The following is a 23,302-nucleotide window of genomic DNA, read 5'->3' as shown; positions in this document are numbered from 1 at the left end:
TGCCGGTGGGGGATCAGACGGTCTGCTTGGCCTTGGTCAGCGCCTGGTCGATCAGGGCGATGGCCAGGTCGATCTCCTCGTGGGTGATGTTCAGCGAGGGCGCCAGGGTGATGACGTTCTTGTACCAACCGCCCACGTCCAGCACCAGGCCGATCGGCCTGCCCTTGTGCGTGAGCTCGCCGCCCAGGCCGATGTCCACCATGCGGTCCAGCAGCGCCTTGTTGGGCGTGAAGCCGTCGGCCTCGCAGATCTCCGCGCGCAGCGCCAGGCCCAGGCCATCGACGTCGCCGATCTCCTTGTGACGCTTCTGCAGCTCGCGCAGGCCGTCCAGGAAGTGCGCGCCCTTCTCCGGCACGGTGCGCTCGTAGTCCATCTCATAGCCCATGCGGATCACTTCCAGCCCCAGCGAAGTGCCCAGCGGGTTGGAGTTGAACGTGGAATGGGTCGAGCCCGGCGGGAAGATGGTCGGGTTGATCAGCTCCTCGCGCGCCCACAGGCCGGACAGCGGGTTCAGGCCGTTGGTCAGCGCCTTGCCGAACACCAGCACGTCCGGGGTCACGCCGAAGTGCTCGATCGACCACAGCTTGCCGGTGCGCCAGAAGCCCATCTGGATCTCGTCGACCACCATCAGGATGCCGTACTGGTCCAGCACCTTCTTCAGATCGCGGAAGAAGTTCGGCGGCGGGATCACGTAGCCGCCGGTGCCCTGGATCGGCTCGACATAGAAGGCCGCGTATTCGGCCTGGCCGACCTTGGGGTCCCACACGCCGTTGTATTCGGTCTCGAACAGGCGCGCGAACTGGCGCACGCAGTGGTCCGAATACTCCTCCGGGCTCATGCCCTTGGGCCGGCGGAAGGGATAGGGGAAGGGGATGAACATCGCGCGCTCGCCGAAGTGGCCGAAGCGGCGGCGATAGCGGTAGCTGGAGGTGATGCTGGAGGCGCCCAGGGTGCGGCCGTGGTAGCCGCCCTCGAAGGCGAACATCAGGCTCTTGCCGTTCTTGTAGTTGCGCACCAGCTTGAGCGAGTCCTCGATGGCCTGCGCGCCGCCGACGTTGAAGTGCACGCGGCCGGGCAGGCCGAACTTGCCTTCCACGTCCTGGGCAATGGTCTTGGCCAGCTGGATGCGGGTGGGATGCAGGTACTGGCTGGCGACCTGCGGCAGGGTGTCGATCTGGTGCTTGAGCGCGTCGTTGAGGCGCTTGTTGGAATAGCCGAAGTTGCAGGCCGAGTACCACATCTGCAGATCCAGATACGGCGTCTGTCCACTGTCGAACATGTAGCTGCCTTCGCAGCGGTGGAACACCTTGGGCGGATCGACGTAGTGCACGGTGTCGCCGAAGGAGCTGTAGCGGGCCTCGTCGGCCAGCAGTTGGGCGTCGTCCTCGAGCGCCGGGGCGAGGGTGTGGAGCAGGTTCATGGCAGTGTCCGTTTGCAGCAGGAGGGGAAGCCGCGTCACGCGATGGCGGCGGCGGGAGAAACGAGCGGGGCGTGGCGGGTCAGTGCGCCGGATTCCAGCGCGGGCAGCAGCGCCAGCGCTTCGGCGAAGCCTTCGATGGCGCTGTGCGCCAGCGCGTGGTCGCGGCAATGGGCGATCAGCTTGCGCTTGGCGAACACGTAGTCGGCGCGGCCGGCCACGCAGAAGTCCGAGGTGCCGTCGCCGACCAGCAGCACCTGACTGCTTGGCGTGTGGCGGCGCGCCTGCGCGGCGCGCGCGCACTTGCAGGTGCCGGCGCCGCAGCTGGGCGCCTGGTGCGGGGATTCCAGGTTCCAGCGGCGTTCGCCGACCGGATGGAAGCGGTTGGCGTACAGCGGCAGCGGCGCCACGCCCTCGCGGGCCAGCAGCAGGCGGATCGGCAGGTCCAGGCCGTCGCTGACGATCTCCAGCGGCCAGCCGCGCGCGGCCACCGCCGCGGCGAAGGCGGGGAAGGCCGGGTCGATGTCCAGGCCCGACAGATGCTGTTCGAACTGGGCCGCATCCATGTCCAGCAGCGCGACCTGGCCGCGCATGCAGGCGCGCGAGCCGATGCGACCGGCCAGCCAGTCGTCCTCCAGCGCCTCCCAGCCGGGACGGCCGAAGCGCTGCAGCAAGGTGTCGATGGTGTCGCGCAGCCCGATGGTGCCGTCGAAGTCGCACAGCACGGTCCAGCGCAGGGGAACGGAACGAAGAGACATGGGACTTGGTGCGTGGTTCGAGGTAGCGCCACGTTAGGCAGCGGACCTTTCCGAGGGCTTTCCGTCGCCGCGCGCTTCAGCCGGCGTTGGGACGGCGCCGGTTCTTCACTTGCCGATGCGGGGCGCACGTGTGATAACGCCGCCGTTGCCACCTGCGATGCCGCCCCGATGCACGATCTGTTCGACCTGTCCGCGCCGTGGTGGCACTTCGTGCTGCGCGGGGTGGTGATCTATGTGATGGTCACCGTGCTGATGCGCATCTCCGGCAAGCGCGCCATCGGCCAGTTCACCCCGTTCGATCTGATCCTGCTGATCCTGATCGGCAATGCCGTGCAGAACGGCATCAACGGCGGCGACAACTCGCTCACCGGCGCGCTGATCATGGCATCCACGCTGATCGCGTTGAACTGGCTGGTGGCCTTCGGCTCGGCGCGCTCGATGCGCTTTCGCCGCCTGGTGGAGGGCCATGCCACGGTGCTGGCCCGCGACGGCAAGGTCTTCGCCGAGGTGCTGCGCAAGCAGCTGGTGGCCGAGTCGGACTTCAAGAAGGCCATGCGCCAGTCCGGCTGCGAGCACGAGCGCGACATCCGCCTGGCGATCCTGGAAACCAACGGCCACATCACCATCGAGACCCGCGAGGGCAAGTCGGGGTAGCGGCTTGGTGCATCCCATGGCGCACCTGTCCCCGCAAATCTTGTAGAGCGGAGCTTGCTCCGCTGGGGCCTTCGCCACGTACCAAACGAAGAGCAGCGGAGTCCCCAAAAGGGGATTGCCACAAGCTCCGCTCTACGGAGAGGCCACCCTTGTGGCTTCTTCGGTCAGTGGTGGCGGTGGAGCCCGAGCGGTAGAGCCTCATCGCCGCCATTGACGCAAAGGCCACAAGGGCGGCTCGCACGGGGTCAGCGGGAATCGAGCTCGGCCAACCAATCCCGCGGCCGCAGATAGTCGGCCAGGCGCGCCTCGTCGCTGCCGGCCTCGGGGGTGAAGCCGTATTCCCAGCGCACCAGCGGCGGCAGGCTCATCAGGATCGATTCGGCGCGCCCGCCGCTCTGCAGGCCGAACAGCGTGCCGCGGTCGTAGACCAGGTTGAACTCCACATAGCGCCCGCGCCGGTAGAGCTGGAAGTCGCGTTCGCGTTCGTCATAGGGCGTGTCGCGGCGTGCGGCCACGATCGGCAGATAGGCCTCGAGGAAACCGTCGCCGACCGCGCGCAGATAGCCGAAGTCGGCGTCGAAGTCGTCCTGCAGATCGTCGAAGAACAGCCCGCCGACGCCGCGCGTCTCGCCGCGATGCTTGAGGAAGAAGTACTCATCGCACCAGCGCTTGTGCGCCTCGTAGCGCGCCTGGCCGCCGAAGGGCGCGCACAGCGTCCGCGCGGTGCGATGCCAGTGCAGCACATCGGCATCGACCGGATAGAACGGCGTCAGGTCGAAGCCGCCGCCGAACCACCATGCCACCGTCTGCCCGTCGCGCTCGGCGCGGAAGTGGCGCACGTTGGCATGCGTGGTCGGCAGATGCGGATTGCGCGGATGGAACACCAGCGATACGCCGACCGCGCGCCACGAGGCGCCGGCCAGCTCGGGCCGCGCGGCCGAGGCCGAGGGCGGCAGCCGGCTGCCGGACACGTCGGAGAAGCCGATGCCGGCCTGCTCGAAGACGGCGCCGTCGCGCAGGATGCGCGTGCGCCCGCCGCCGCCCAGGGAAGGGCTAGTGTCGCGGGAGGCAGGAGGCCGGTAGCGACCGCCGCCCAGGGACGGGCCAGTGTCGCGAGAGGCAGGAGGCCGGTAGCGACCGCCGCCCAGGGAGGGGCCGGTGGCATGCGAGGCGGCATCGGCCGGGGGCTGGCGCGTCCAGCGATCCTCGACGAAGCGGGCCTGGCCGTCGGCGGCCTCGATGGCGGTGCAGATGCGGTCCTGCAGTCCGGCCAGATAGTCGCGGACGAGGTCGATGCTGGGGATGTGGGTCATGCGCGCAAGTGTACGGGCCGCTTCGTGGCGCTCAGCGCGGGCGGATCGTCGGCGCGCTGCCGAACTGCGCCCGCACCGGCGCCGTGCACAGCTTCCAGATGATCGCACCGTGCAGCGCGGTGAACACCAGCGCCACGATCACGCTGAAGACCAGGGCGGCGGTCTTCAGGCCGGCCAGCTCCGGCGGCAGCGCGCCACCGGCGCCGCCCAGCCCGGGCTGCATCGCCAGCGACGCCTCGGTCATCGCCGGCACGTACCAGAGCGAGCCATAGGTCAACAGCGTGCCCTGCGCCAGGTAGGCGATGAAGGCCAGGCGCGCCCATTCGCGGCGCTTGAGCAGGCCCCAGCCCAGCCAGGCCAGCAGCAGCGAGGCGATGGCCTCGGCCAGGCCGATCTCGAAGTAATGGGTCAGCATCCAGCGCATCAGCGGCGGCATCGGGCCGGCCGGCTCGAACAGCTGCAGATAGGCCGGGCTGGACACCAGGCCGGCCATCGCCATCTGCAGCGCGCCGTAGGCCAGGCCGACCGCGGCCAGGGCCAGGGTGATCCAGGCCAGCACGGTGACGAAGCCCTGCGCCCCGCTGCGGGGCGAGGGCGCGGCGCCTGGCAGCGGCGGCGGGACGGGCGCGCTCATGGCGTGGGCTTGAGCGTGTCGTCGAACAGGTTGAGCACGCGCTTGTACTCGTCCAGCCAGGAGTCGGCGCGGGTGAAGCCGTGGCGCTCCAGCGGATAGGGCGCGATGGACCAGTTGTCCTTGTGCAGCTCGATCAACTTCTGGGTCATGTCGATGGAGTCCTTGAAGAACACGTTGTCGTCGATCATGCCGTGCGCGATCAGCAGGCGGTCCTGCAGGCCGGCGGCGTACTCGATCGGCGAGGAGACGCGATAGGCCTGCGGGTCGATGTCCGGCGTGTTGAGGATATTGGACGTGTACTCGTGGTTGTACTGCATCCAGTCGGCCACCGGGCGCAGCGCGGCGCCGGCCTTGAACGTGCCCGGCGCGCGGAACAGCGCCATGTAGGTCAGAAAGCCGCCGTAGCTGCCGCCGTAGATGCCGGCGTGGTCGCGGTCGCCCTGGTGCTCGCGCACCAGCCATTCCAGGCCGTCCAGGTAATCGTCCAGCTCCGGGTGGCCCATGTTGCGGTAGATGGCCGTGCGCCAGTCGCGGCCGTAGCCGGCGCTGCCGCGGTAGTCCAGGTCCAGCACCAGATAGCCGCGCTGCACCAGCAGGTTGTGGAACATCTGCTCGCGCGGGTAGGGCGGATAGCCGGCGATGGCGTTCTGCAGATAGCCGGCGCCGTGGACGAACATCACCACCGGATAGCGCTTGCCCGGCACCAGTTGCGCCGGTGCGTAGAACTTGCCCCAGATCGCGCCGGCGCCGTGGCGCGAGGGCACCTGCACCAGCTGCGGCTGGATCCAGTTCACCGCCTTGAACGCCGGCGTGCGCGTGTCGGTCAGCACCTTGGCCTGGCCGCCGCCGGCCGGCACCACCGCCAGCTGGCTGGGCAGGTAGCTGGCCGAGTACTGGACCAGCAGCGAGCGCCCGTCCGGCGACTGGCTGAAGGCCTCCACGCCGCCGTCCAGCGCGGTGACCTCGGCGACCTTGCCGGTCTTCAGTTCGGTCCGGCAGACCTCGTAGCGGCCCGGCGCGGCGCGGTTGCACAGGAAGAAGAAGCCCTCGCTATCGGCCGCCACCTGCGGCGCGGATACCTCCCACGCGCCGCTGGTCAGTGCCTTGGTTTTCTCGCTGCCGCGCTGGGTGTAGAGCTGGGAGTGGCCGCTGGCCTCGCTCAGCAGCCACAGGGTCTGGTTGTCCGGCAGCCAGCCGAACTCGTTGAAGCTCCAGTTGATCCAGGCCGGGTCGGTGAGGCGGTCGCGCACCTGCAGGCGCGCGTTGTCCAGGTCCACGCTGGCGATCCAGCGGTCCTTGTTGTCGGTGGCGCGCAGCAGCAGGGCGACATTGCGCGAGTCGGCGCTCCAGTGGATCGCCGCGCCGCTGGCGTCGCCGTCGCTTTCCACGCGCACGGCGCGGTTGCCCTTCAGCGGCTCCTTGCCGGCGGCCTTGCGCAGCTCGGCCAGCGGGTCGCTGGCGATGCCGGGCAGGGTGTCCAGGCTCAGCGGCTTGACCGTGCCGCTGGCCATGTCGGCCAGCCACAGCGCCTGCGGGATCGGCGAGTTGCGCCCGACCAGCGTGCGCGCCTCCTGCTGCTCGGCGTAGCCGGATTCGGTGACGTAATGCGGGACCTCGCCGGCCTGGCCGGCGTCGGCGCCCTTCTTCTGCGTGACCACCAGCAGCCAGCGCCCGTCCGGGGACAGCGCGGTCTGGCTGATCTGCACGTCCTTGCCCAGGTAGACCGGCGCCGGCGCGCGGCTGGGGTCGGCCTTGCGCCAGGCGGCCTCCTGGCGGCGCAGCGCCTCGCGCTGTTCGCGGTCGCGGGCCAGGGTGGACAGGGTGCGCAGCTGCTGCTCGCGCAGGACGTCGGCCTCGGGCGCCTTGTCCGGATCGTCCTCGGCCTTGGCCTGGGCGGCCTGGGCCACGGCGGTGCCGTTCCAGCGGAACCACTGCTGGCCGACCCGCCACACCAGCGCGCCGTCGCTGGCGAACTGCGGCTGGCTTTCGTCCTCCAGCGTGCGCGTGAGCTGGGTCAGCGCGCCGCTGCGCAGGTTGCGCACGAACACATCGCCGTTGCGGATGAAGGCCTGGCGCTGGCGTTTGGCGTCGTAGATGGCATCCGGGGCGCCCAGGGTGTCGCGCGCGTCGTCGGACACGCGCGTGGCGGCGCTGGCGCCCAGCTCCTGGCGGAAGGTGTCGCGGATCGGCGAGCCGTTGCGCTTGAGGTCGTATTCCACCCCATGGCTGTCCCAGGTCCAGCGCGGCGCCTCGACCGGCGGGCCGATCCAGTCCAGGTCCGCCATGACCTGTTCGATGGTCAGCGGCGTGGGCGATTGCGCCAGCGCGGCGGGCGACAGCAGCAGGCAGGACAGGACGGCAACGGGCAGGCGCATGAACAGGCGCTTCTCGACGACAAAGAGCCGCGAAGGGTAGCAGCGGCATCGCGCGGGGCGCATCGGACCAAGGTCACGGCGACTTGCCCGGGCGGGCCCCAGCGGCGACAGTACCGTTCGCCCGGCGACCAGGACCGGGGTGCAGCCAGGGGAATGTCTTGATGTCAGCCGTCGTCGAATCCGCGCCGCAGCGCGCCGGCCTGTGCCCGCTGGGCCTCGGGGCGCCCACGCGGATCATCGCCCGCAGCGGCGGTGCGGCCATCGATCTGGCCACCTTCCACGGCCACGTCCGCGCGCTGGCCGCGCAGCTGCCGGCCGGGCGCCACGCGGTCAATCTGTGCGAGGACCGCTACCGCTTCCTGGTGGCGTTCTGCGCGGTGGCCCTGCGCGGGCAGGTGACCCTGCTGCCGTCCTCGCGCGCGCCGGCGGTGGTGGCCGACGTGATGGACCGCCATGCGGACACCTACGCGCTGGGCGACCTGCCCATCGACCCGGCCCCGGCCGGCTACTGGCGCCTGCCCGACACGCTGGGCCACCTGGACGGCCCGGTGCCGGAAGTGCCCGAGGACGCGGTGGTCTGCATCGGCTTCACCTCCGGCAGCACCGGCGCGCCCAAGCCCTTCCCCAAGACCCTGGCGGCCTTCCGCACCAGCAACGCGCAGAACCTCAGCGCCGTGGCCGACCTGTGGGGCCAGGCCACGCCCAGCCTGGTGGCCACCGTGCCGCCGCAGCACATGTACGGCATGGAGATGTCGGTGGTGATGCCGCTGATGAGCGATGCCTGCGTGCACGGCGGCAAGCCGTTCTTCCCGCAGGACGTGGCCAGCGCGCTGGCGCAGATGCCGGCCCCGCGCGTGCTGGTGACCACGCCCGTGCACCTGCGCGCGCTGGTCGAGTCGGGCGTGTCGCTGCCGCCCATCGCCGGCTATGTCTCGGCCACCGCGCCGCTGGAGCAGGCGCTGGCGCAGGCGGCCGAGGCGCGCTTCGGCGGCGAGCTGCGCGAGACCTTCGGCTCGACCGAGACCTGCATCTTCGCCAAGCGCCGCACCGCGCTGGACACGGCCTGGACGCCGCTGCCCGGCGTCTGGGTGCAGCCGCAGCCGGACGGCACGCTGGTGCACGCGCGCCACCTGCCGCAGCCGGTGCCGCTGGCCGACCTGATGGAGGTCGAACCCGACGGCCGCTTCCACCTGCGCGGGCGCCAGGCCGACCTGCTCGAGATCGCCGGCAAGCGCGCCTCGCTGGGCGATCTGACCCGCCGCCTGCAGGCCGTGCCCGGCGTGCGCGACGGCGCGGTGCTGCAGCTGGCGCCGGACGAGATGGGCGTGGCCCGCATCGCCGCGCTGGTCGTCGCCCCGGGCATGAACGAGACCGAGCTGCTCGCGCAGCTGCGCACGGCGATGGACCCGGTGTTCCTGCCGCGGCGCATCCGCTTCGTCGCCGCGCTGCCGCGCGGGGAGACCGGCAAGCTGCCGCGCGATGCCGCGCTGCGCCTGCTGGAATACTGATTCAAGGACGCATCAGGACGCGCCCGGCAGGCTGCGCGCGTCACGCACGAGGACCTCACACCACGCCATGTCGGCTGTCATCGAAACCCTGCCCCGCCCGGCAGGACGCTGCGCGCTGGGGGCCGGAACGCCCGGGCGGGTGATCGCCCATGCGGGCGGGCGCGACATCGCGCTGCATACCTTCCACGCGCAGGTGCGTGCGCTGGCGGCGCGGCTGCCGGCCGGCACCCATGCGGTCAACCTGTGCGAGGACCGCTACCGCTTCATGGTCGCCCTGTGCGCGGTGGCGCTGCGCGGGCAGGTCACCCTGCTGCCGCCCTCGCGCGCGCCGGCGGTGGTGGACGAGGTGATGGCGCGGCAGCCGGCCACCTACGCGCTGGGCGATCAGGCGCTGGCCGTCGCGCCGCCGCACTACTGGCGCCTGCCCGAGGTGCTGGACGAGGCCGACGGCCCGGTGCCCGAGGTCGATGAGGACGCGGTGTTCGCCGTGGCCTTCACCTCCGGCAGCACCGGCGCGCCGAAGGCCTTCCCCAAGACGCTGGCGCAGTTCCGCGCCAGCACCGCGCAGCTGGTCGCGGCGATGGCCGACCTGTGGGACGGCGCGCGGCCGAGCATCGTCGCCACCGTGCCGGCCCAGCACATGTTCGGCCTGGAGCAGTCGGTGATGGTGCCGCTGCTGACCGAGGCGGTGCTGCACGGGGCGCGCCCGTTTTTCCCGCTGGATGTGGCGCGCGCGCTGGCCGACGTGCCCGCGCCGCGCATGCTGATCACCACGCCGGTGCACCTGCGCGCCCTGGTCGAGTCGGGCGTGTCGCTGCCGGCCATCGCCGGCTGCGTGTCGGCGACCGCGCCGCTGGAACAGGCGCTGGCGCGCCAGGCCGAGGCGCGCTTCGGCGGCCAGGTGCGCGAGATCTTCGGCTCGACCGAGACCTGCATCTTCGCCAGGCGCCGCACCGCCATCGAACGCGCCTGGACCCCGCTGCCCGGGGTGAGCGTGCAGCCGCAGCCGGACGGCACGCTGATCGCCGCGCCGCATCTGCGCCAGCCGGTGGCGCTGGCCGACCTGACCGAGGTACTCGGCGACGGGCGCTTCATCGTGCACGGGCGCCAGGCCGACCTGCTGGAGATCGCCGGCAAGCGCGCCTCGCTGGCCGACCTGACCCGCCGCCTGCGCGCCGTGCCCGGCGTGCGCGATGGCGTGATGGTGCAGCTCGACAGCCCCGGCAAGGTGCGCCGCATCGCCGCGCTGGTGGTGACGCTGGGCCTGTCCGAGGGCGATCTGCTGGCCGCGCTGCGCGGGGCGATGGATCCGGTGTTCCTGCCGCGGCGGGTGCGCTTCGTCGAGGCGCTGCCGCGCACCGACACCGGCAAGCTGCCGCGCGCCGAGGTGCTGCGCCTGCTCGGGGAGACGACGTGAAACCGGCTGCGGTGATCGTCGGTGTCGCGCTCGCCGCGGCGCTCGCGGGGCTGGGGTGGTGGGCGTTGCGCGCCAGGCCCGAGCCGACGCAGGCCGCCGTGGCCGCGCCCGACACCGCCGCGCCCGCCGTCTCCACGCCGACCGTCAGCGCGCTGCCGGCCAGCACCACGCCGCTGCCGGCGACGGGCACGCCGCTGCGGCTGGTGTTCGACGATCTCAAGCGGCGCGCCGGCAACGGCGATGCGCGCGCGGCCTGCCGGCTGGCGGCCGAGCTGGAGCAGTGCGAGCGCGTGCGCCTGCAGCTGGCGCAGTTCGACGACATGACCCGGCAGCAGCAGCGCATGCTGGAGGGCATGGAGCCCGCGCAGCGCGCCAAGGCGCAGGAGAACATGGAGCGCACGTCCCTCGCGCGCGGCCAGCAGCTGCTGCAGGATTCGGAAGGCTGCGAGGGGGTGCCGGCAATGTCGCCGGCCCAGCGTGCGGGCCTGTGGCGCGATGCGGCGTTGGGCGGCAGTCTGCCGGCGTTGACGCAGTACGCGGTCGGCAACGCGTTCCGCACCCGCGACACGCTGCAGGTGCTGCCGCAGCTGCAGATCTATCGCAACGAGGCCGAAGGGCTGGCGCTGCAGGCGGCCGAGCGCGGCAGCATCCAGGCCACGATGGCGCTGGCCGGTGCGTATTCGCCGCAGCGCGATACCGGCCGGCGCACGTATCTGGCGCAGGTGGTGACGCCGGATCCGAGCAAGTCGCTGGCGCTCTATCTGCGGGCGCAGCAGGCGCTGGCGAGCACGCAGTCCGCGCAGGCGCAGGCGCCGATGCAGCGGTTCCGCGCCGGCGCGCTCCAGCGCAACATCGATTGGCTGCGCGGCAACATGTCCGATGCCCAGCTCGCGCAGGCCGACGCCCTGGCGCGTCAGTGGCAGCAGGACTGGAGCGCGCCCGCGCCCGAAGAAGGCGGTCTGCCGTTCTCGCCCGATGGCGGCGTGCCGGATGTCACGCCGAAGCTTTGCGGTGATTGACCTTTTGGCGGGGGCTTTAAAGGCCTCTGTCCTGGTTGAGCGACTTGGGTGCTTGAGCGCGCTGGCTTCGGACGGGCAGCGGTCCGGCGGGCGGCGTCCGCTTTTCCCTCAATCAGGGCATCCTGCCCTGATTCGGGCGCTCGGCATCCTGCCTCGCTCGGCGCGGCCACCGCCCGCCGGCCCGCTGCCTCGCGCGTTTCGTGAGATGGGTTTGGGTCGAAAGTCGACGCGACTCCTGACCCGGTCGCAGCCTCGTTGTAGAGCGGAGCTTGCTCCGCTGCTCTTCGTTCGGTTCGAGGAAAGCCCCAGCGGAGCAAGCTCCGCTCTACAGGTGGGAGAACCCTGGTGGCTCTGCGGCCAGTGGCGGCGACGGCGCGCTCAGCCGTGGACGCCGTCGATCTCGATGCGCAGGTCGCGGCGGCACACGGCCGCGTGCAGGATCAGGCGCGGCACTGAGGCCGGCAGGCGCTGGGCGAGCAGGTCGGCGGCCAGGGGCAGCTCGGCGGCGTCGCGCACGTAGACCTTCAGCCGGGTGCTGGCGTCGAACTGGGCCGGCAGTGTCGGCCGGTGCCGGCGCGCGCTGGCGAGCAGGCTGTCGAAGTTGGCGAAGGTCTCCTCCAGCTGCGCGGCGGTGGAGTCGCCGTGCAGGCTCTGGTGGCCGACCACCGAGGCGGTGCCGGACAGCAGCAGCGGGGCGTGCACCGACGGCGGCGGCAGCATGGCGCGGGCGAAGCTCGGCGGCTGCGGGCCGTACTGGCGTGGATAGCGATAGGCGCTGACCTGGCGCGGGTTCTCCACCGGCGTGCCCGGCTCGCGGCTGGCCAGCCAGTACACCTGCAGGGTGCGGCGGCCATCGACGCGCCCGATCGCGGTGGCCGCCGGCAGCTGCGCGGTGTCGAAGCGGCCCAGGCCACGCGCGCGACCGACGCAGAAGTGACGGTAGCGCTCGGCGTCGCCTTCGCCTTCGGTGATGTCGTCCAGGTAGTTCCACACGCGCAGCAGGTGCGGGGTGGCGCCGTCGGGCACGAAGCCGGACAGCTGCGCATAGGCCTGGACGGCGGCGGTCTCGATGTCGCCGTCGACCTCGTCGATCTGGATCGCGCCGAACTGCAGGGTCCCGTCGCTGGCCCAGGCGATCGCCCCGTCGCGCCCGCGCACGACCGGGCGGGTGCTGCGCCAGACCTCCAGCGGCGCCGCGCCGTAGGGCGCCAGCGGCACGCGCAGGTAGCGCGGATCGTCGTCGACGGGCGCCTCGGGGCCGAAGCCGAACACCGCCAGCACGCGGTAGTCGGCCAGCAGCGCCTGCGGCGTGGTGTCGTGGAGGTAGTCCACCGTCAGGGTGGACGCGTCGAGGGGCACGGAAGCGGAGAGCGAGTTCACGCGATCAGTTTAATCGGCCTGCAGTGTGTCGCCGGTAAAGCCCTCGGCCAGCTGGCGTCGCCGCCTGCGCCAGGCGCGCAGGGCGGCCGGCACCATGATCGCCACGTGCGCGGCGTAGATCAGGCGGAACACGCGCAGCCGGCGCAGCACGCGCGGGCTGTCGAACACGTCGCCGGCCAGCATCGCCACCACCGCCGATTCGACTTCCAGCACGTCGCGCGGGTTGGCGAACAGGTGGCGCATGGTCGGCGAGGTGAAGCGGTAGATGAACCACTTGAACTCGTCCAGGCCGGCGTCCAGCCGCCGCTGCAGCCTGCGGCGCAGGCGCGTGGCCTGCCGCGGCGCGCGCAGCGCGGCATCGACCATCGCCGCGCCCTGTTCGGCGCTGTGCATGGCCAGGAACACGCCGGAGGAGAACATCGGGTCGACGAAGGCATAGGCATCGCCCAGCAGCAGCCAGCGCGGTCCGCTCATGCGCGTGCATTCGTAGGCGTAGTTGCCGGTGGCGTGGACCGGGGCCACGCGCTGGGCGCCGGCCATGCGCTGGGCGACCTCGTCGTTCAGCGCCAGGGTCTGGCGCAGGAAGCCTTCCAGATCGCCGCTGCGGGTCTTGAGGTAGTCGGGGAAGCACACCGCGCCCACGCTCATCACATCGTCCGGCAGCGGGATCAGCCACATCCAGCCGTGCGCATGGCGGTAGATGCTGATGTTGCCCGCGTCCTCGCCGGGCCGCCGGGCTACGCCGCGGAAGTGGCTGAACACCGCGGCCGACTGGTGGCGCGGGTTCTTGCGCTTGAGCTTGAGCCGGCCGCCGAGGAAGGCGTCGCGGCCGCTGGCGTCCAGCAGCCACTGCGGGCGCAGGGTCAGCTCGGCGCCGCGTTGGCGCACCCGCACCACGGGTTGCTCGCTCTCGAAGGCCACGCCGGTCACCGCCGTGCCCTCGTGCGCGTCCACGCCTTCGCCGCGGGCCTTGTCGAACAGGATCCGGTCGAAGTCCGCGCGCGGCACCTGCAGGGCGAACGGGCTCTTGGCGTCCAGCGCGCGGGCGAACTTGAAGGTGTTGTAGCCGCCCTGCTCGTCGGGGAAGTCCGCGCCGAGCTTGAGCGTGCCGATCGCGCGCATGTCCTCCAGCACGCCCAGCCGTTCCAGCAGCGGCATGGTCATCGGCAGCAGCGATTCGCCGATGTGGAAGCGCGGATGGTGGTCCTTCTCCAGCAGGGTCACGCGCCAGCCGGCGCGGGCCAGCAGGATCGCCGCGGTGCTGCCGGCCGGGCCGCCGCCGACGATCAGCACGTCGGGCGTGGCGTCGGGCGCCCCAGTCGGGGCGGTGGCCAGGGCCGCGGCGGCGCCGGGATCGGCGGCGGGCTGGGCAGCGGTGGCGGGGGTCATGCGGCGCGAACCTTCGCGTGTGGCAGTCCTGACAAGGGCGTCATCATAGCCTGCGCGGCCACATTGCCCGAAGGTTGCGCGCGGCCGTCCTTTGCACCATCGTGTCGCACCTTCAACGCCCTGGAAACCGCTGCCGCATGTCCGCGCAAACGCCCGAAGAACACGAACTGGCCCAGCTGCTGGTCGAGAGTCTGAACCTGGAGGACGTGGACGCCGGCGCGATCGACCCGGAGGCGCCGCTGTTCAACACCGGCCTGGGCCTGGACTCGATCGATGCGCTGGAGCTGGCCTTGGCGATCGGCAAGAAGTACGGCTTCCAGCTGCGCTCGGACAACGAGGACAACCAGCGCATCTTCGCCTCGCTGCGCGCGCTGTCGGCCCATGTCCAGGCCAACCGGACCGTCTGAGGCTCCGGTCCGTCCAGTCCTCCATGCGCGCGCCTGAGCCGGGCGCGCCGGCCGACGCCGCGCCCTGGGCGATCGGCGCGGCGCTGGTGCTGGCCGTGGTCTATTCGCCGCTGGCGCATTGGGCCAATGCCAGCGGCCGCAGCGACCTGGCCGTGCTGGCCGGCGCGGCGCTGGTGCTGATGCTGCTGATCGAACCGATCGCCCGGGGGCGCTGGTGGGCCTGGGCGCTGGCCGCGCTGCTGCTGGCCGCCCTGGTGCCGCTGTGGCGCTCGCCGCACGCGCTGCTGCTGCTGACCGCCCCGCCGGTGGTGTTCACCGGCTGGGTGGCCTGGTTCTTCGGCCGCAGCCTGCGCGCCGGGCGCGTGCCGCTGATCGGGCGCATCGTCGAGGGCCTGTACGCGCAGGCCGGGCAGCCGCTCAGCGACGACCAGCGCCGCTACACCCGGCGCCTGACCCAGGCCTGGACCGCGCTGCTGGCCGGCATGACCCTCGCCAACCTGGCGCTGGCGCTGTGCGCGGTGCCCGGCGGCGTGCTGGCGCAGCTGGGCCGGCCCTCGCCTTGGCCGATCTCCGACGCGCACGCCTCGCTGTTCGCCAACCTGCTCGGCTACGGGGTGATCGGCGGGTTCTTCCTGGGCGAATACCTGCTGCGCGCGCGCTGGTTTCCGGTGCGGCCGTACCGCAACTTCGTCGACTTCGTGCGCCAGCTGGCGCGGCTGGGGCCGGGCTTCTGGCGCGATGTGCTGCGCTGAAGGCGGCCACGCGCGGCCCAGGGGTGCGGTCCGGAGTGGCGTTAAAAAATCGCAAAATCCCGCCGCCCAAGTGCGCGGCGGCCGGGTATCCTGTCGGCCATGAGCATTTCGACAGAGAACATGGACGTGCAGCCGTCGAGGTCCCTGGGCCAACTGGCCTGGGGCGCCTGGAACCTGCTGCAACTGGCGTTCACGCTGCTCTGGACGGCCACCCTGTGCAGCCTGGTGCTGCTGCTCTACGTGCTGGGCGTGCCGGTCGCGCGCCTGCTGCGCATGGCCCCGCGCGTGTGGGCGCCGGTGCTGGTGGCCGGGGCGGGCGCCAGACTGGTGGTCGAAGGCGGGCAGGACATCGACTGGTCGCGCCCGCATCTGGTCGTTTCCAACCACCAGTCGGTGATCGACATCTGCGCGCTGTACATGGCCGTGCCGGTGCCGCTGCGCTTCCTGCTCAAGGACGAGATGCGCAAGGTGCCGTTCGTGAACTGGTACGCGCGCGCCACCGGCATGCTGTTCCTGGACCGCGACAGCCGCCGCGCCGGGGCGATCGTGCGCCGCCAGGCCGCCGCGCTGCTGGCCGCCGGGCAGACCCTGTGCCTGTTCCCCGAGGGTACGCGCAGCCGCACCGGCGAGCTGGCGCCGTTCAAGGCCGGGCTGCTGCAGGCCGCCATCGACGCCGGCGTGCCGGTGATCCCGGTGGCGCTGGACGGCTGCGGCAAGGTGCTGCCGCCGCAGGGCCTGTTCCGCGTGCGGCCCGGCACCATCCGCGTTCGCATCGGCACGCCGATCGACCCACACCAGCCCGGCGACCCGCTGGACCGCCAGGCGCTCACCCAGCGTGTCCACGACGCCGTGCGCACGATGCTGGAACCGCGGATCTGAGCCAGGGCATGGAATTCGCTGTCGCGTCCGACCACCCGGCCCTGCCGGGCCATTTCCCAGGCCAGCCGATCGTGCCCGGCGTGGTGCTGCTGGACCATGTGCTGGAGGCGATCGCCGCCGCGCACGGCCCGTTGCCCGGCGCGCTGCGCCTGCCGCAGGTGAAGTTCGTCCAGCCGCTGCTGCCGGACCAGACCGCGCGGGTGGAGCTGGACGGTGCCGCGCCGCGCTGGAAGTTCCGCGTGCTGCGCGCGGACACCGTGCTGGCCAGCGGCGAGGTGGTGGCCGCATGAGCACGGCCTGGAAGCAACGCCCCGAGGGCGGCAACCGTCTGGCCCTGCGCGTGCTGCGCGCCATCGCCTGCCACGGCGGGCGCGGCCTGGCGCGCGCGCTGCTGTGGCCGATCACGCTGTACTTCATGGCCGTGCGCGGGCCCGAGCGCCGCGCCTCGCGCGCCTACCTGGCGCGCGTGCTCCATCGCCCGGTGCGCTGGCGCGATGTCGCCCGCCACATCCATACCTTCGCCGCGGTGATCCTGGACCGGGTGTTCCTGCTGAGCGGGCGCATGGGCGAGTTCGAGGTCGGCGTCACCGGCCTGGACCAGCTGCATGCGCAGATGGACAAGGGCCGCGGCGTGCTGATCTTCGGCTCGCACCTGGGCAGCTTCGACGCGCTGCGCGTGCTGGCCCAGGAGCGTCCGGACGTGCAGGTCAAGGTGGTCCTGGACAAGGCCCAGGCGCCGGCGATGACCGAGATGCTGGCCGCGCTCAACCCGCGCCTGGCCGACTGCATCATCGACGCCAGCCAGGACAGCACCTCGATCGTCATGGCGATCAAGCACGCCACCGACGAAGGCCACCTGGTCGCGCTGCTGGTCGACCGCGCGCGGCCTGAGGACCCGTGCCTGCCGGCGCAGTTCCTCGGCGCGCAGGCGCAGTTCCCGACCTCGCCGTGGCTGATCGGCGCGGTGCTCAAGGTGCCGGTGGTGCTGGCCTTCGGCCTGTACCAGGGCCGCGCGCGCTACACGCTGGCGTTCGAGACCTTCAGCGAAGGCCTGGAGGTGCCGCGCCGCAACCGCGCCGCGACCCTGGGCGCACTCATCCGTGGTTATGCCGCGCGGCTGGAGCATCATGTGTGCGCCGCGCCCTACAACTGGTTCAACTTCTATGATTTCTGGAACACCAAGCCCGACCCGGATCCTGCCGCTGTGGCGCCGGGCGCTGACGCTGACGCTGCTGTGCAGCGCCGCACCGCTGTCCGCCGCGTCGCCTGACGCGGTCGATCCGGCCTGGATCCTGTCCAAGATCGCCCGCAGCGGCGATATCTCCACCCCGTTCGTCGAGCTGCGCGGCTCGGCCCTGCTCAAGGCGCCACTGCGCGTGGAAGGCCGCTACGCGCGCCAGGCCGACACCACCCTGGTGCGCGAGGTCACCGCGCCCTACCACGAGAAGATCACGCTGAAGGGCCAGACCGCCACGCTGGAGCGCGACGGCAAGGCCACGCGCACCTTCTCGCTGGCGCGCGCGCCGGAGCTGGCCGATCTGCAAAAAGGCTTCGGCGCCCTGCTGAGCGGCGACGCCAGCCAGCTCGAGCAGCATTACGCGCTCAGCGCCACCGGCACGCGCCAGGCCTGGCAGCTGCGCCTGGATCCCAAGGACGCCACCGCGGCCAAGGTGCCGGTGCGCGGCATCCAGCTCTACGGGCAGGGCGCCGAGCTGCGCTGCATCGAGACCACCGACGCCAAGGGCCAGGCCCAGCGCACGCTGCTGGCCGGCGCGGCGCATGCGGCCCAGGGCGTGGATGACGGCGCGGCCCTGACCGCGCTGTGCCGCGGCCACGCCGGGTGAGTCTGCCGCCCGCCGCGCGCACCGGCCTGGCGCTGCTCTGGCTGGCGCTCCTGCTCGCGCTCGGCGCGTGGATCGGCAGCACGCTCAAGCTGTCCGGCGACCTGCGCAAGTTCATGCCCGAGGCGCGCACCCCCGCGCAGAAGCTGCTGCTGGACGAGCTGGGCGAAGGCCCGGGTTCGCGCCTGCTGCTGCTGGCCCTGTCCGGCAGCGACCAGGCCACGCTGGCGGCGCAGTCCAAGGCGCTGCGCGCGCGTCTGGCCAGCCAGCGCGAGGCGATCTCGATGGTCGCCAACGGCGACGTGTCGCCGGGCGATGCGATCCCGGCCAAGTGGCTGCCGTACCGCTTCCTGCTGACCGACCGCTACGACGCCCATCCGCTGGACGCGGCCACGCTGCACGCCGAACTGGCCGAGCGCGTGCAGGACCTGGGCTCGCCGGCGGCCGAGATGATCGAGCCGATGCTGCCGCGCGATCCCACGCTCGAACTGCTGTACGTGGCCCAGCGCCTGCAGCCGGCCAGCACGCCGCAGCTGATCGACGGGGTGTGGTTCGACAAGGCCGGCAAGCGCGCGCTGCTGGTGGTGGAGACGGTGGCCGGCGGCTTCGATCCCAGCGGCCAGCAGCAGGCGGTGGGTGGCATCCGCGCCGCGTTCGAGGCGGTGGCCAAGGGCAGCAACAGCCAGCTGCTGCTGACCGGGCCGGGCGCGTTCTCGGTGGAGATCAGCACGCGCACGCAGAACGAGACCCAGTGGATCGGCATGCTCGACACCGGCGGGCTGATCCTGCTGCTGCTGATCGCCTACCGCAGCTGGAAGATCCCGCTGCTGGGCGTGCTGCCGCTGGCCAGCGCCGGCCTGGTGGGCATGGTCGCGGTGATGCTGTGCTTCGAACAGGTGCACGGCATCACACTGGCCTTCGGCTTCACCCTGATCGGCGTGGTGCAGGACTATCCGATCCATCTGTTCAGCCATCAGCGTCCGGGGCTCTCGCCCTACGCCAATGCGCGCCATCTATGGCCGACGCTGGCCACCGGCGTGGTGTCCACCTGCATCGCGTATGTGACCTTCTTCTTCTCCGGCGTCGAAGGCCTGCGCCAGCTGGCGGTGTTCACCATCTGCGGGCTGGGCGGCGCGGCGCTGCTGACGCGCCTGCTGCTTCCGGCGCTGATCGATCCCTCGCCGCGCGACTATGCCGACTCGCGCCTGATGGCGCGGCTGTTCGTGCTGATCGATCGCCTGCCGCGGCCGCGCTGGTCGCTGCTGGGCCTGGCCGTGGTGGCGGCGGTGGTGATCGTCGCCAGCCCGACCCCGTTCTGGCAGGACGACCTGTCCAAGCTGACCCCGGTGCCGCGCGAATCGCTGATGCAGGACGGGGAGCTGCGCAGCGAGCTGGGCGCGCCGGACGTGATGTACGTGCTGAGCCTGCAGGCGCCCGACCGGCAGGCCGCGCTGGCCGCCTCGTCCGCCCTGCGCACGCGCCTGGACGCGCAGGTCGCCGCCGGCAACCTGGCCAGCTACGACATGGCCGCGCGCTACCTGCCGACCATCGCGACCCAGCGCAAGCGCCAGGCGCAGCTGCCCGCGCCGCAGGCCGCGCGCGCGATGCTGGAACAGGCCACCGCCGGGCTGCCGTTCCGCAGCGATGTCTTCGCCCCGTTCCTGGCCGACCTGGAGCAGGCGCGCACCGCCAGGCCGCTGGACGCGCCGGACCTGGCCGACACGCCGCTGGCCACGGGCGTGCAGGGCCTGCTGCTGGAAGGCGAAGGCCACACCACCGCCCTGGTCTCGCTCAGCGGCCTGCGCGATCCGGCCGCGCTCACCGCCGCGCTGGCCGGCACGGGCGCGCAGCTGATGGACCTGCGCGAGGCCTCGCGCACGCTGGTGCTCACCTACCACCGCGTGCTGGTGGCCATGGGCGTGGCCGCGGTGCTGCTGGCCATCGCCGTCAGCGTGTCGCTGCGCGAGCGCCGCCGCATCGTGCGCGTGCTGCTGCCGATGGGCCTGAGCGTGCTGCTGATCCTGGCGGTGCTGCGCGGCGCGGGCGTGGAGCTCAACCTGTTCCACCTGATCTCGCTGATCCTTGGCGCCGGGCTGGGCCTGGACTATGCGCTGTTCTTCGACCATGCCGGCGACGATGCGGCCGACCAGCGCCGCACCCTGCACGCGCTGATCGTGTGCAGCCTGATGACGCTGCTGGTGTTCGTGCTGCTGGGCCTGTCCAGCATCCCGGTGCTGCGCGCGATCGGTTCGACCGTGGCGATGGGCGTGGTGTTCAACTTCGTGCTGGCGCTGCTGGTCTCGCGCGAGCACGCGCGCGGCGACGATGCGCCGGGCGCGCAGGCCGCCGCGCATGGCTGAGGTTGCGCTGCCGCGCACGCGCGCGGAGATCGCACGGCTGGTGCCGCACCAGGGCCTGATGTGCCTGTGGGAGGAAGTGCTGGACTGGCGCGATACCGCCTTGGTCCTGCGCAGCCACGGCCATCGCGCGCCCGACCATCCGCTGCGCCGGCATGGCCGGCTGCATGCGGTGCACCTGTGCGAATACGGCGCCCAGGCCATGGCCGTCCACGGCGGCCTGCTCGGCCAGGCCAGCGGCGCGCCGGTGCGACCGGGCATGCTGGTGGCACTGCGCGGCGTGCAGCTGCACGTGGACACGCTCGACGGCCTCGAGCAGGCGCTGGAAGGCCATGCTGAGCTGCTGATGCACACGCCCGACAGCCAGCAGTACGGCTTCCGCATCCTGCACGCCGGCACCCTGCTGGCCGAAGGCCGCGCCTCGGTGATGCTGGGCTGAGGCGAGGGGTGGGGCGGTGGCCTTGGGAGAAGCAACAGCCTCCCAAATCGCTGTAGAGCGGAGCTTGCTCCGCTAGGCCTTGCCGATGATCCGGTCGGAACGCAGCGGAGCAAGCTCCGCTCTACAAGGAGGCCGCGACGTGGTGTGAAGAGACAGGTACTCCTCCCAGACCGCATGCAGCGCATTGCTACCATGCACCCATGACTTCATCGACGACTTCAAAGCCGGCGCGACGCGCGCTGGTGACCGGCGGCAGTGGCGACCTGGGCGGGGCGATCTGCACCGCGCTGGGCGCGGCAGGCTTCGAGGTGATCGTGCATGCCAACGGCAACCTGTCGCGCGCCCAGGCCGTGGCGCAACGCATCGCCGAATCCGGCGGACGCGCGCAGGCCGTGGCCTTCGACCTGGCCGACGCCGATGCCTGCGCGGCCGCCATCGCCACCCTGCTGGAAGCCGGCCCGGTGCAGGTGGTGGTCAACAACGCCGGCATCCATGACGACGCGCCGATGGCCGGCATGAGCGCGCAGCAGTGGCATCGCGTCATCGATGTCTCGCTGCACGGCTTCTTCCACGTCACCCAGCCCTTGCTGCTGCCGATGGCGCGCACGCGCTGGGGCCGGGTGGTGAGCGTGTCCTCGGTCGCGGCGGTGATCGGCAACCGCGGCCAGGTCAACTACGCCGCGGCCAAGTCGGCCCTGCATGGCGCCACCAAGTCGCTGGCCCGCGAGATGGCCAGCCGCGGCATCACCGCCAACGTGGTGGCGCCGGGCGTGATCGAGGGCGCGATGATCGGCGCGCAGTTCCCGCCCGAGGCGATCAAGCAACTGGTCCCGGCCGCCCGCGCCGGCAAGCCTGAGGAAGTCGCTGCGCTGGTGGCCTTTCTCTGCTCGGACGCCGCCGGCTACATCAACGGCCAGGTGATCGGCGTCAACGGCGGGATGGCGTAGGAAGGGCCGCCGATAGGCTCTCTGCCTCAAGCAGGGCGAAGCGCTCCGCTTTTGTGGGAGCAACTGTCTCTCAGGTCACGCCGCGGCCCCTTGTAGAGCGGAGCTTGCTCCGCTGCGTTCCGACCGGATCATCGGCAAGGCCTAGCGGAGCAAGCTCCGCTCTACCCGGCACACCCACAACCCACAGCGGGCGCTATGCGGCTTCGGCGTACCAGGCGGGTTCCAGCGACGCGATAGGCGGCGCGGTGCCGGCCAGCAAGGCCGCCAGGCCATGATCGTCCAGGTTGGCATGCGCCGCATTGGCGCGGGCCAGGATCTCGCCGGCCAGCCATTCCATGCGTGCGACGTTGGACGCCAGGCGTGCGGCCAGGGCGTCGGAATCGAGCGTGTCGTTCAAGGCGCGGTTGAGTTCGAAGAACCAGTCGATCGCGTACTGGTCCAACAGGCGGCCGTCGGTCAGCGGGGCAGGGTGGGGCGCGTTGCGCCGGCCCCATTCGGCCAGCAAGGCCTGCACGGCCAGATTGAGCGCGCGTCCGCGCTGGAACAGCGGCCGCAGCCGCCCCAGCAGCGGCACATCGGTCAGGCGTCCGGCGAAGTACAGCGGCGCCAGCAGCGACCAGTAGTAGGTGTAGTCCCAGATCACCTTGACCGGCATTACCTGCGCATCGCCGAACAGCGGGTACTGGCCCTGGTAGAGCGTCAGCGTGTTCTCGTAGAAGCCGCTGTAGAGCTGGTTATAGATGCCCGCGTACGGTGCGATCCCTTCCCCGGCGCGATCGCGCGCGACCAGGTCGGTGATGTAGCCGTTGGCGATGGCAATGAAGTCGCTGCCCGGCGAATAGAACGGGTCCAGGAACACCCCGGCCTCGCCGGTCAGCGCCCAGCGGTCGCCGGAGAACACCTGCTTGCAGCCGTAGGAGAAATCGCGCAGGAACATGAAGTCCATCAGCGCATGCTCGGGCCGCTCCAGCGCGGCGGCCACGCGCGGCTGGTGCGCGCGCAGCCAGTCCATCGCCTTGGCGTGGGTGTTCATCGTCTCCAGCGGATGCGCGTCGGCATCGCAGACGATGCCCAGCGAATGCGCGCCGCAGGACAGCGGGATCAGCCAGAACCAGTAGCCCGGCCCGCACATGTGATTGGTCGAGCGCCAGCGGTCCGGCGGCGTGCAGCGCGCCAGCCAGGCCGGATTGTCGGACCAGTCGTTGGGATCGATGAAGCCTTCCACGCGCCACCACACCGCATTGGCATGGTGCGCATTGGGCTGGGCCAGGCCGAGCTTGCGCTTGAGCAGGCCGGCGCGGCCGCTGGCATCGACCACCCAGCGCGCGTCCAGCGTGGCCGCCGCGCCATCGCGTTCGAAGCGCACGCCGTGATCGGCCTCACCGGAGGCCAGGTCCACGCCGCGCACGCTGGCGCCATCGATAAAGTCCACGCCCAGCGCACGCGCGCGCTCGCCGAGGAAGTTCTCAAAGCGGCCGCGGTCGATCTGCCAGGACGGGGTGGGCAGCAGCTGGCTCACGCCCAGTTCGGTGCACTGGTCGATCCGCCACTGGCCCTCGGAGAAGAAGAAGCGGAAGCCGAACTTGCGCAGATGCTCGGCATCCAGGTGCGCACGCAGGCCGAGCACATCGCTGAAGTAGTGCGCGCCGATCTCCACGCTCGACTCGCCCACCTTGAACGCGCCTTCGCGCACCGGATGGGCGCGGCGCTCGATCACGCTGATGGCCAGGGCCGGCTCGCGCGCCTTGAGCTGCAGGGCCAGGGTCAGTCCGGCCAGGCCGCCGCCGAGGATGGCCACATCGGTCCGCGCATTCAT

At 71.5% G+C, this 23,302-nt stretch carries 21 protein-coding genes; 13 read left to right on the top strand and 8 right to left on the bottom strand.

The genetic code is table 11. The features are described 5' to 3' along the window. Positions 1 to 13: 13 nt before the first annotated feature. Together MWN52_RS17695 and MWN52_RS17690 are read right to left on the bottom strand one after the other, a co-directional pair. Complete coding sequence (locus MWN52_RS17695; protein WP_286575717.1) at positions 14 to 1,420, bottom strand: aspartate aminotransferase family protein; 1,407 nt, start codon at positions 1,418 to 1,420, stop codon at positions 14 to 16. A 35-nt stretch (positions 1,421 to 1,455) separates the two neighbouring features. Then, positions 1,456 to 2,154: an HAD-IB family phosphatase gene (locus MWN52_RS17690; RefSeq protein WP_286577790.1), complete on the bottom strand. Its 699-nt coding sequence runs from the start codon at positions 2,152 to 2,154 to the stop codon at positions 1,456 to 1,458. A 189-nt stretch (positions 2,155 to 2,343) separates the two neighbouring features. Between MWN52_RS17690 and MWN52_RS17685 the strand changes: the two genes are divergently transcribed. Beyond that, positions 2,344 to 2,829 (top strand): DUF421 domain-containing protein, encoded by a 486-nt coding sequence (locus MWN52_RS17685; RefSeq protein WP_286575716.1) that lies wholly within the window; start codon positions 2,344 to 2,346, stop codon positions 2,827 to 2,829. A 245-nt stretch (positions 2,830 to 3,074) separates the two neighbouring features. Here the strand turns inward: MWN52_RS17685 and hemF are convergent, their stop codons facing one another. The 3 genes from hemF to MWN52_RS17670 are packed head-to-tail and all read right to left on the bottom strand — an operon-like array spanning position 3,075 to position 7,151. Beyond that, complete coding sequence (hemF, locus tag MWN52_RS17680; protein WP_425608053.1) at positions 3,075 to 4,142, bottom strand: oxygen-dependent coproporphyrinogen oxidase; 1,068 nt, start codon at positions 4,140 to 4,142, stop codon at positions 3,075 to 3,077. A gap of 31 nt (positions 4,143 to 4,173) precedes the next feature. Next, positions 4,174 to 4,776: a hypothetical protein gene (locus MWN52_RS17675; RefSeq protein WP_286575715.1), complete on the bottom strand. Its 603-nt coding sequence runs from the start codon at positions 4,774 to 4,776 to the stop codon at positions 4,174 to 4,176. Next, entirely contained in the window at positions 4,773 to 7,151 is a 2,379-nt protein-coding gene (locus MWN52_RS17670; RefSeq protein ID WP_425608052.1) for a S9 family peptidase, read from the bottom strand. Before MWN52_RS17670 ends, MWN52_RS17675 begins: the two co-directional genes overlap by 4 nt. A gap of 161 nt (positions 7,152 to 7,312) precedes the next feature. Between MWN52_RS17670 and MWN52_RS17665 the strand changes: the two genes are divergently transcribed. The 3 genes from MWN52_RS17665 to MWN52_RS17655 all read left to right on the top strand — a co-directional run bounded on the left by MWN52_RS17665 (position 7,313) and on the right by MWN52_RS17655 (position 11,095). Continuing rightward, positions 7,313 to 8,659 carry an AMP-binding protein gene (locus MWN52_RS17665; protein ID WP_286575714.1) on the top strand — a complete coding sequence of 449 codons (1,347 nt, stop codon included), beginning with the start codon at positions 7,313 to 7,315 and terminating at the stop codon, positions 8,657 to 8,659. 79 nt (positions 8,660 to 8,738) lie between these two features. Continuing rightward, positions 8,739 to 10,076 (top strand): AMP-binding protein, encoded by a 1,338-nt coding sequence (locus tag MWN52_RS17660; RefSeq protein WP_425608137.1) that lies wholly within the window; start codon positions 8,739 to 8,741, stop codon positions 10,074 to 10,076. Further along, positions 10,073 to 11,095: a hypothetical protein gene (locus tag MWN52_RS17655; protein WP_286575712.1), complete on the top strand. Its 1,023-nt coding sequence runs from the start codon at positions 10,073 to 10,075 to the stop codon at positions 11,093 to 11,095. Before MWN52_RS17660 ends, MWN52_RS17655 begins: the two co-directional genes overlap by 4 nt. Before the next feature lie 378 nt (positions 11,096 to 11,473). Here the strand turns inward: MWN52_RS17655 and MWN52_RS17650 are convergent, their stop codons facing one another. Together MWN52_RS17650 and MWN52_RS17645 are read right to left on the bottom strand one after the other, a co-directional pair. Next, the gene (locus MWN52_RS17650) at positions 11,474 to 12,475 is read right to left on the bottom strand and encodes a chorismate transformation FkbO/Hyg5 family protein (protein ID WP_286575711.1); all 1,002 of its coding nucleotides are present in this window, start codon (positions 12,473 to 12,475) and stop codon (positions 11,474 to 11,476) included. A 9-nt stretch (positions 12,476 to 12,484) separates the two neighbouring features. Further along, positions 12,485 to 13,864 (bottom strand): NAD(P)/FAD-dependent oxidoreductase, encoded by a 1,380-nt coding sequence (locus MWN52_RS17645; protein ID WP_286575710.1) that lies wholly within the window; start codon positions 13,862 to 13,864, stop codon positions 12,485 to 12,487. A 137-nt stretch (positions 13,865 to 14,001) separates the two neighbouring features. Between MWN52_RS17645 and MWN52_RS17640 the strand changes: the two genes are divergently transcribed. The 9 genes from MWN52_RS17640 (at position 14,002) to fabG (ending at position 21,486) form a co-directional block, all read left to right on the top strand. Continuing rightward, positions 14,002 to 14,271 (top strand): phosphopantetheine-binding protein, encoded by a 270-nt coding sequence (locus tag MWN52_RS17640; RefSeq protein WP_130521821.1) that lies wholly within the window; start codon positions 14,002 to 14,004, stop codon positions 14,269 to 14,271. 23 nt (positions 14,272 to 14,294) lie between these two features. Beyond that, positions 14,295 to 15,023 carry a COG4648 family protein gene (locus tag MWN52_RS17635; protein WP_286575709.1) on the top strand — a complete coding sequence of 243 codons (729 nt, stop codon included), beginning with the start codon at positions 14,295 to 14,297 and terminating at the stop codon, positions 15,021 to 15,023. Between the two features lie 126 nt (positions 15,024 to 15,149). Next, positions 15,150 to 15,902 carry a lysophospholipid acyltransferase family protein gene (locus tag MWN52_RS17630; RefSeq protein WP_379655806.1) on the top strand — a complete coding sequence of 251 codons (753 nt, stop codon included), beginning with the start codon at positions 15,150 to 15,152 and terminating at the stop codon, positions 15,900 to 15,902. Positions 15,903 to 15,910: 8 nt separating this feature from the next. Next, the gene (locus tag MWN52_RS17625; RefSeq protein ID WP_130521822.1) at positions 15,911 to 16,192 is read left to right on the top strand and encodes an ApeI family dehydratase; all 282 of its coding nucleotides are present in this window, start codon (positions 15,911 to 15,913) and stop codon (positions 16,190 to 16,192) included. After that, complete coding sequence (locus tag MWN52_RS17620) at positions 16,189 to 17,172, top strand: lysophospholipid acyltransferase family protein (RefSeq protein ID WP_286575708.1); 984 nt, start codon at positions 16,189 to 16,191, stop codon at positions 17,170 to 17,172. The genes MWN52_RS17625 and MWN52_RS17620 overlap by 4 nt, the downstream gene beginning before the upstream one ends. Continuing rightward, complete coding sequence (locus MWN52_RS17615; RefSeq protein WP_130535411.1) at positions 17,066 to 17,746, top strand: LolA-related protein; 681 nt, start codon at positions 17,066 to 17,068, stop codon at positions 17,744 to 17,746. Before MWN52_RS17620 ends, MWN52_RS17615 begins: the two co-directional genes overlap by 107 nt. Then, the gene (locus MWN52_RS17610) at positions 17,743 to 20,103 is read left to right on the top strand and encodes an MMPL family transporter (protein ID WP_286575707.1); all 2,361 of its coding nucleotides are present in this window, start codon (positions 17,743 to 17,745) and stop codon (positions 20,101 to 20,103) included. Before MWN52_RS17615 ends, MWN52_RS17610 begins: the two co-directional genes overlap by 4 nt. Continuing rightward, a complete protein-coding gene (locus MWN52_RS17605) occupies positions 20,096 to 20,539 on the top strand; it encodes a hotdog family protein (RefSeq protein WP_286575706.1) in 444 nt (147 codons plus the stop codon). Before MWN52_RS17610 ends, MWN52_RS17605 begins: the two co-directional genes overlap by 8 nt. Before the next feature lie 200 nt (positions 20,540 to 20,739). Next, complete coding sequence (fabG, locus tag MWN52_RS17600) at positions 20,740 to 21,486, top strand: 3-oxoacyl-ACP reductase FabG (protein ID WP_286575705.1); 747 nt, start codon at positions 20,740 to 20,742, stop codon at positions 21,484 to 21,486. A gap of 193 nt (positions 21,487 to 21,679) precedes the next feature. Here fabG and MWN52_RS17595 read toward each other — a convergent pair whose 3' ends face one another. Further along, positions 21,680 to 23,302 carry an NAD(P)/FAD-dependent oxidoreductase gene (locus tag MWN52_RS17595; protein ID WP_286575704.1) on the bottom strand — a complete coding sequence of 541 codons (1,623 nt, stop codon included), beginning with the start codon at positions 23,300 to 23,302 and terminating at the stop codon, positions 21,680 to 21,682.

The organism is Pseudoxanthomonas winnipegensis, from assembly GCF_030322905.1.
GTDB classification, from domain to species: domain Bacteria; phylum Pseudomonadota; class Gammaproteobacteria; order Xanthomonadales; family Xanthomonadaceae; genus Pseudoxanthomonas_A; species Pseudoxanthomonas_A winnipegensis.
This window is presented reverse-complemented; position numbering and strand designations above follow the sequence as displayed.

Bases quoted from the DNA above. Each gene is read 5' to 3' on its own strand.
- MWN52_RS17645 (WP_286575710.1), bottom strand. From the start codon at position 13,864: ATGACCCCCGCCACCGCTGCCCAGCCCGCCGCCGATCCCGGCGCCGCC.
- MWN52_RS17640 (WP_130521821.1), top strand. From the start codon at position 14,002: ATGTCCGCGCAAACGCCCGAAGAACACGAACTGGCCCAGCTGCTGGTC.
- MWN52_RS17665 (WP_286575714.1), top strand. From the start codon at position 7,313: ATGTCAGCCGTCGTCGAATCCGCGCCGCAGCGCGCCGGCCTGTGCCCG.
- MWN52_RS17685 (WP_286575716.1), top strand. From the start codon at position 2,344: ATGCACGATCTGTTCGACCTGTCCGCGCCGTGGTGGCACTTCGTGCTG.
- MWN52_RS17675 (WP_286575715.1), bottom strand. From the start codon at position 4,776: ATGAGCGCGCCCGTCCCGCCGCCGCTGCCAGGCGCCGCGCCCTCGCCC.
- MWN52_RS17635 (WP_286575709.1), top strand. From the start codon at position 14,295: ATGCGCGCGCCTGAGCCGGGCGCGCCGGCCGACGCCGCGCCCTGGGCG.
- MWN52_RS17670 (WP_425608052.1), bottom strand. From the start codon at position 7,151: ATGCGCCTGCCCGTTGCCGTCCTGTCCTGCCTGCTGCTGTCGCCCGCC.
- MWN52_RS17615 (WP_130535411.1), top strand. From the start codon at position 17,066: ATGATTTCTGGAACACCAAGCCCGACCCGGATCCTGCCGCTGTGGCGC.
- MWN52_RS17620 (WP_286575708.1), top strand. From the start codon at position 16,189: ATGAGCACGGCCTGGAAGCAACGCCCCGAGGGCGGCAACCGTCTGGCC.
- MWN52_RS17595 (WP_286575704.1), bottom strand. From the start codon at position 23,302: ATGAATGCGCGGACCGATGTGGCCATCCTCGGCGGCGGCCTGGCCGGA.
- MWN52_RS17605 (WP_286575706.1), top strand. From the start codon at position 20,096: ATGGCTGAGGTTGCGCTGCCGCGCACGCGCGCGGAGATCGCACGGCTG.
- fabG (WP_286575705.1), top strand. From the start codon at position 20,740: ATGACTTCATCGACGACTTCAAAGCCGGCGCGACGCGCGCTGGTGACC.
- MWN52_RS17695 (WP_286575717.1), bottom strand. From the start codon at position 1,420: ATGAACCTGCTCCACACCCTCGCCCCGGCGCTCGAGGACGACGCCCAA.
- MWN52_RS17625 (WP_130521822.1), top strand. From the start codon at position 15,911: ATGGAATTCGCTGTCGCGTCCGACCACCCGGCCCTGCCGGGCCATTTC.
- hemF (WP_425608053.1), bottom strand. From the start codon at position 4,142: ATGACCCACATCCCCAGCATCGACCTCGTCCGCGACTATCTGGCCGGA.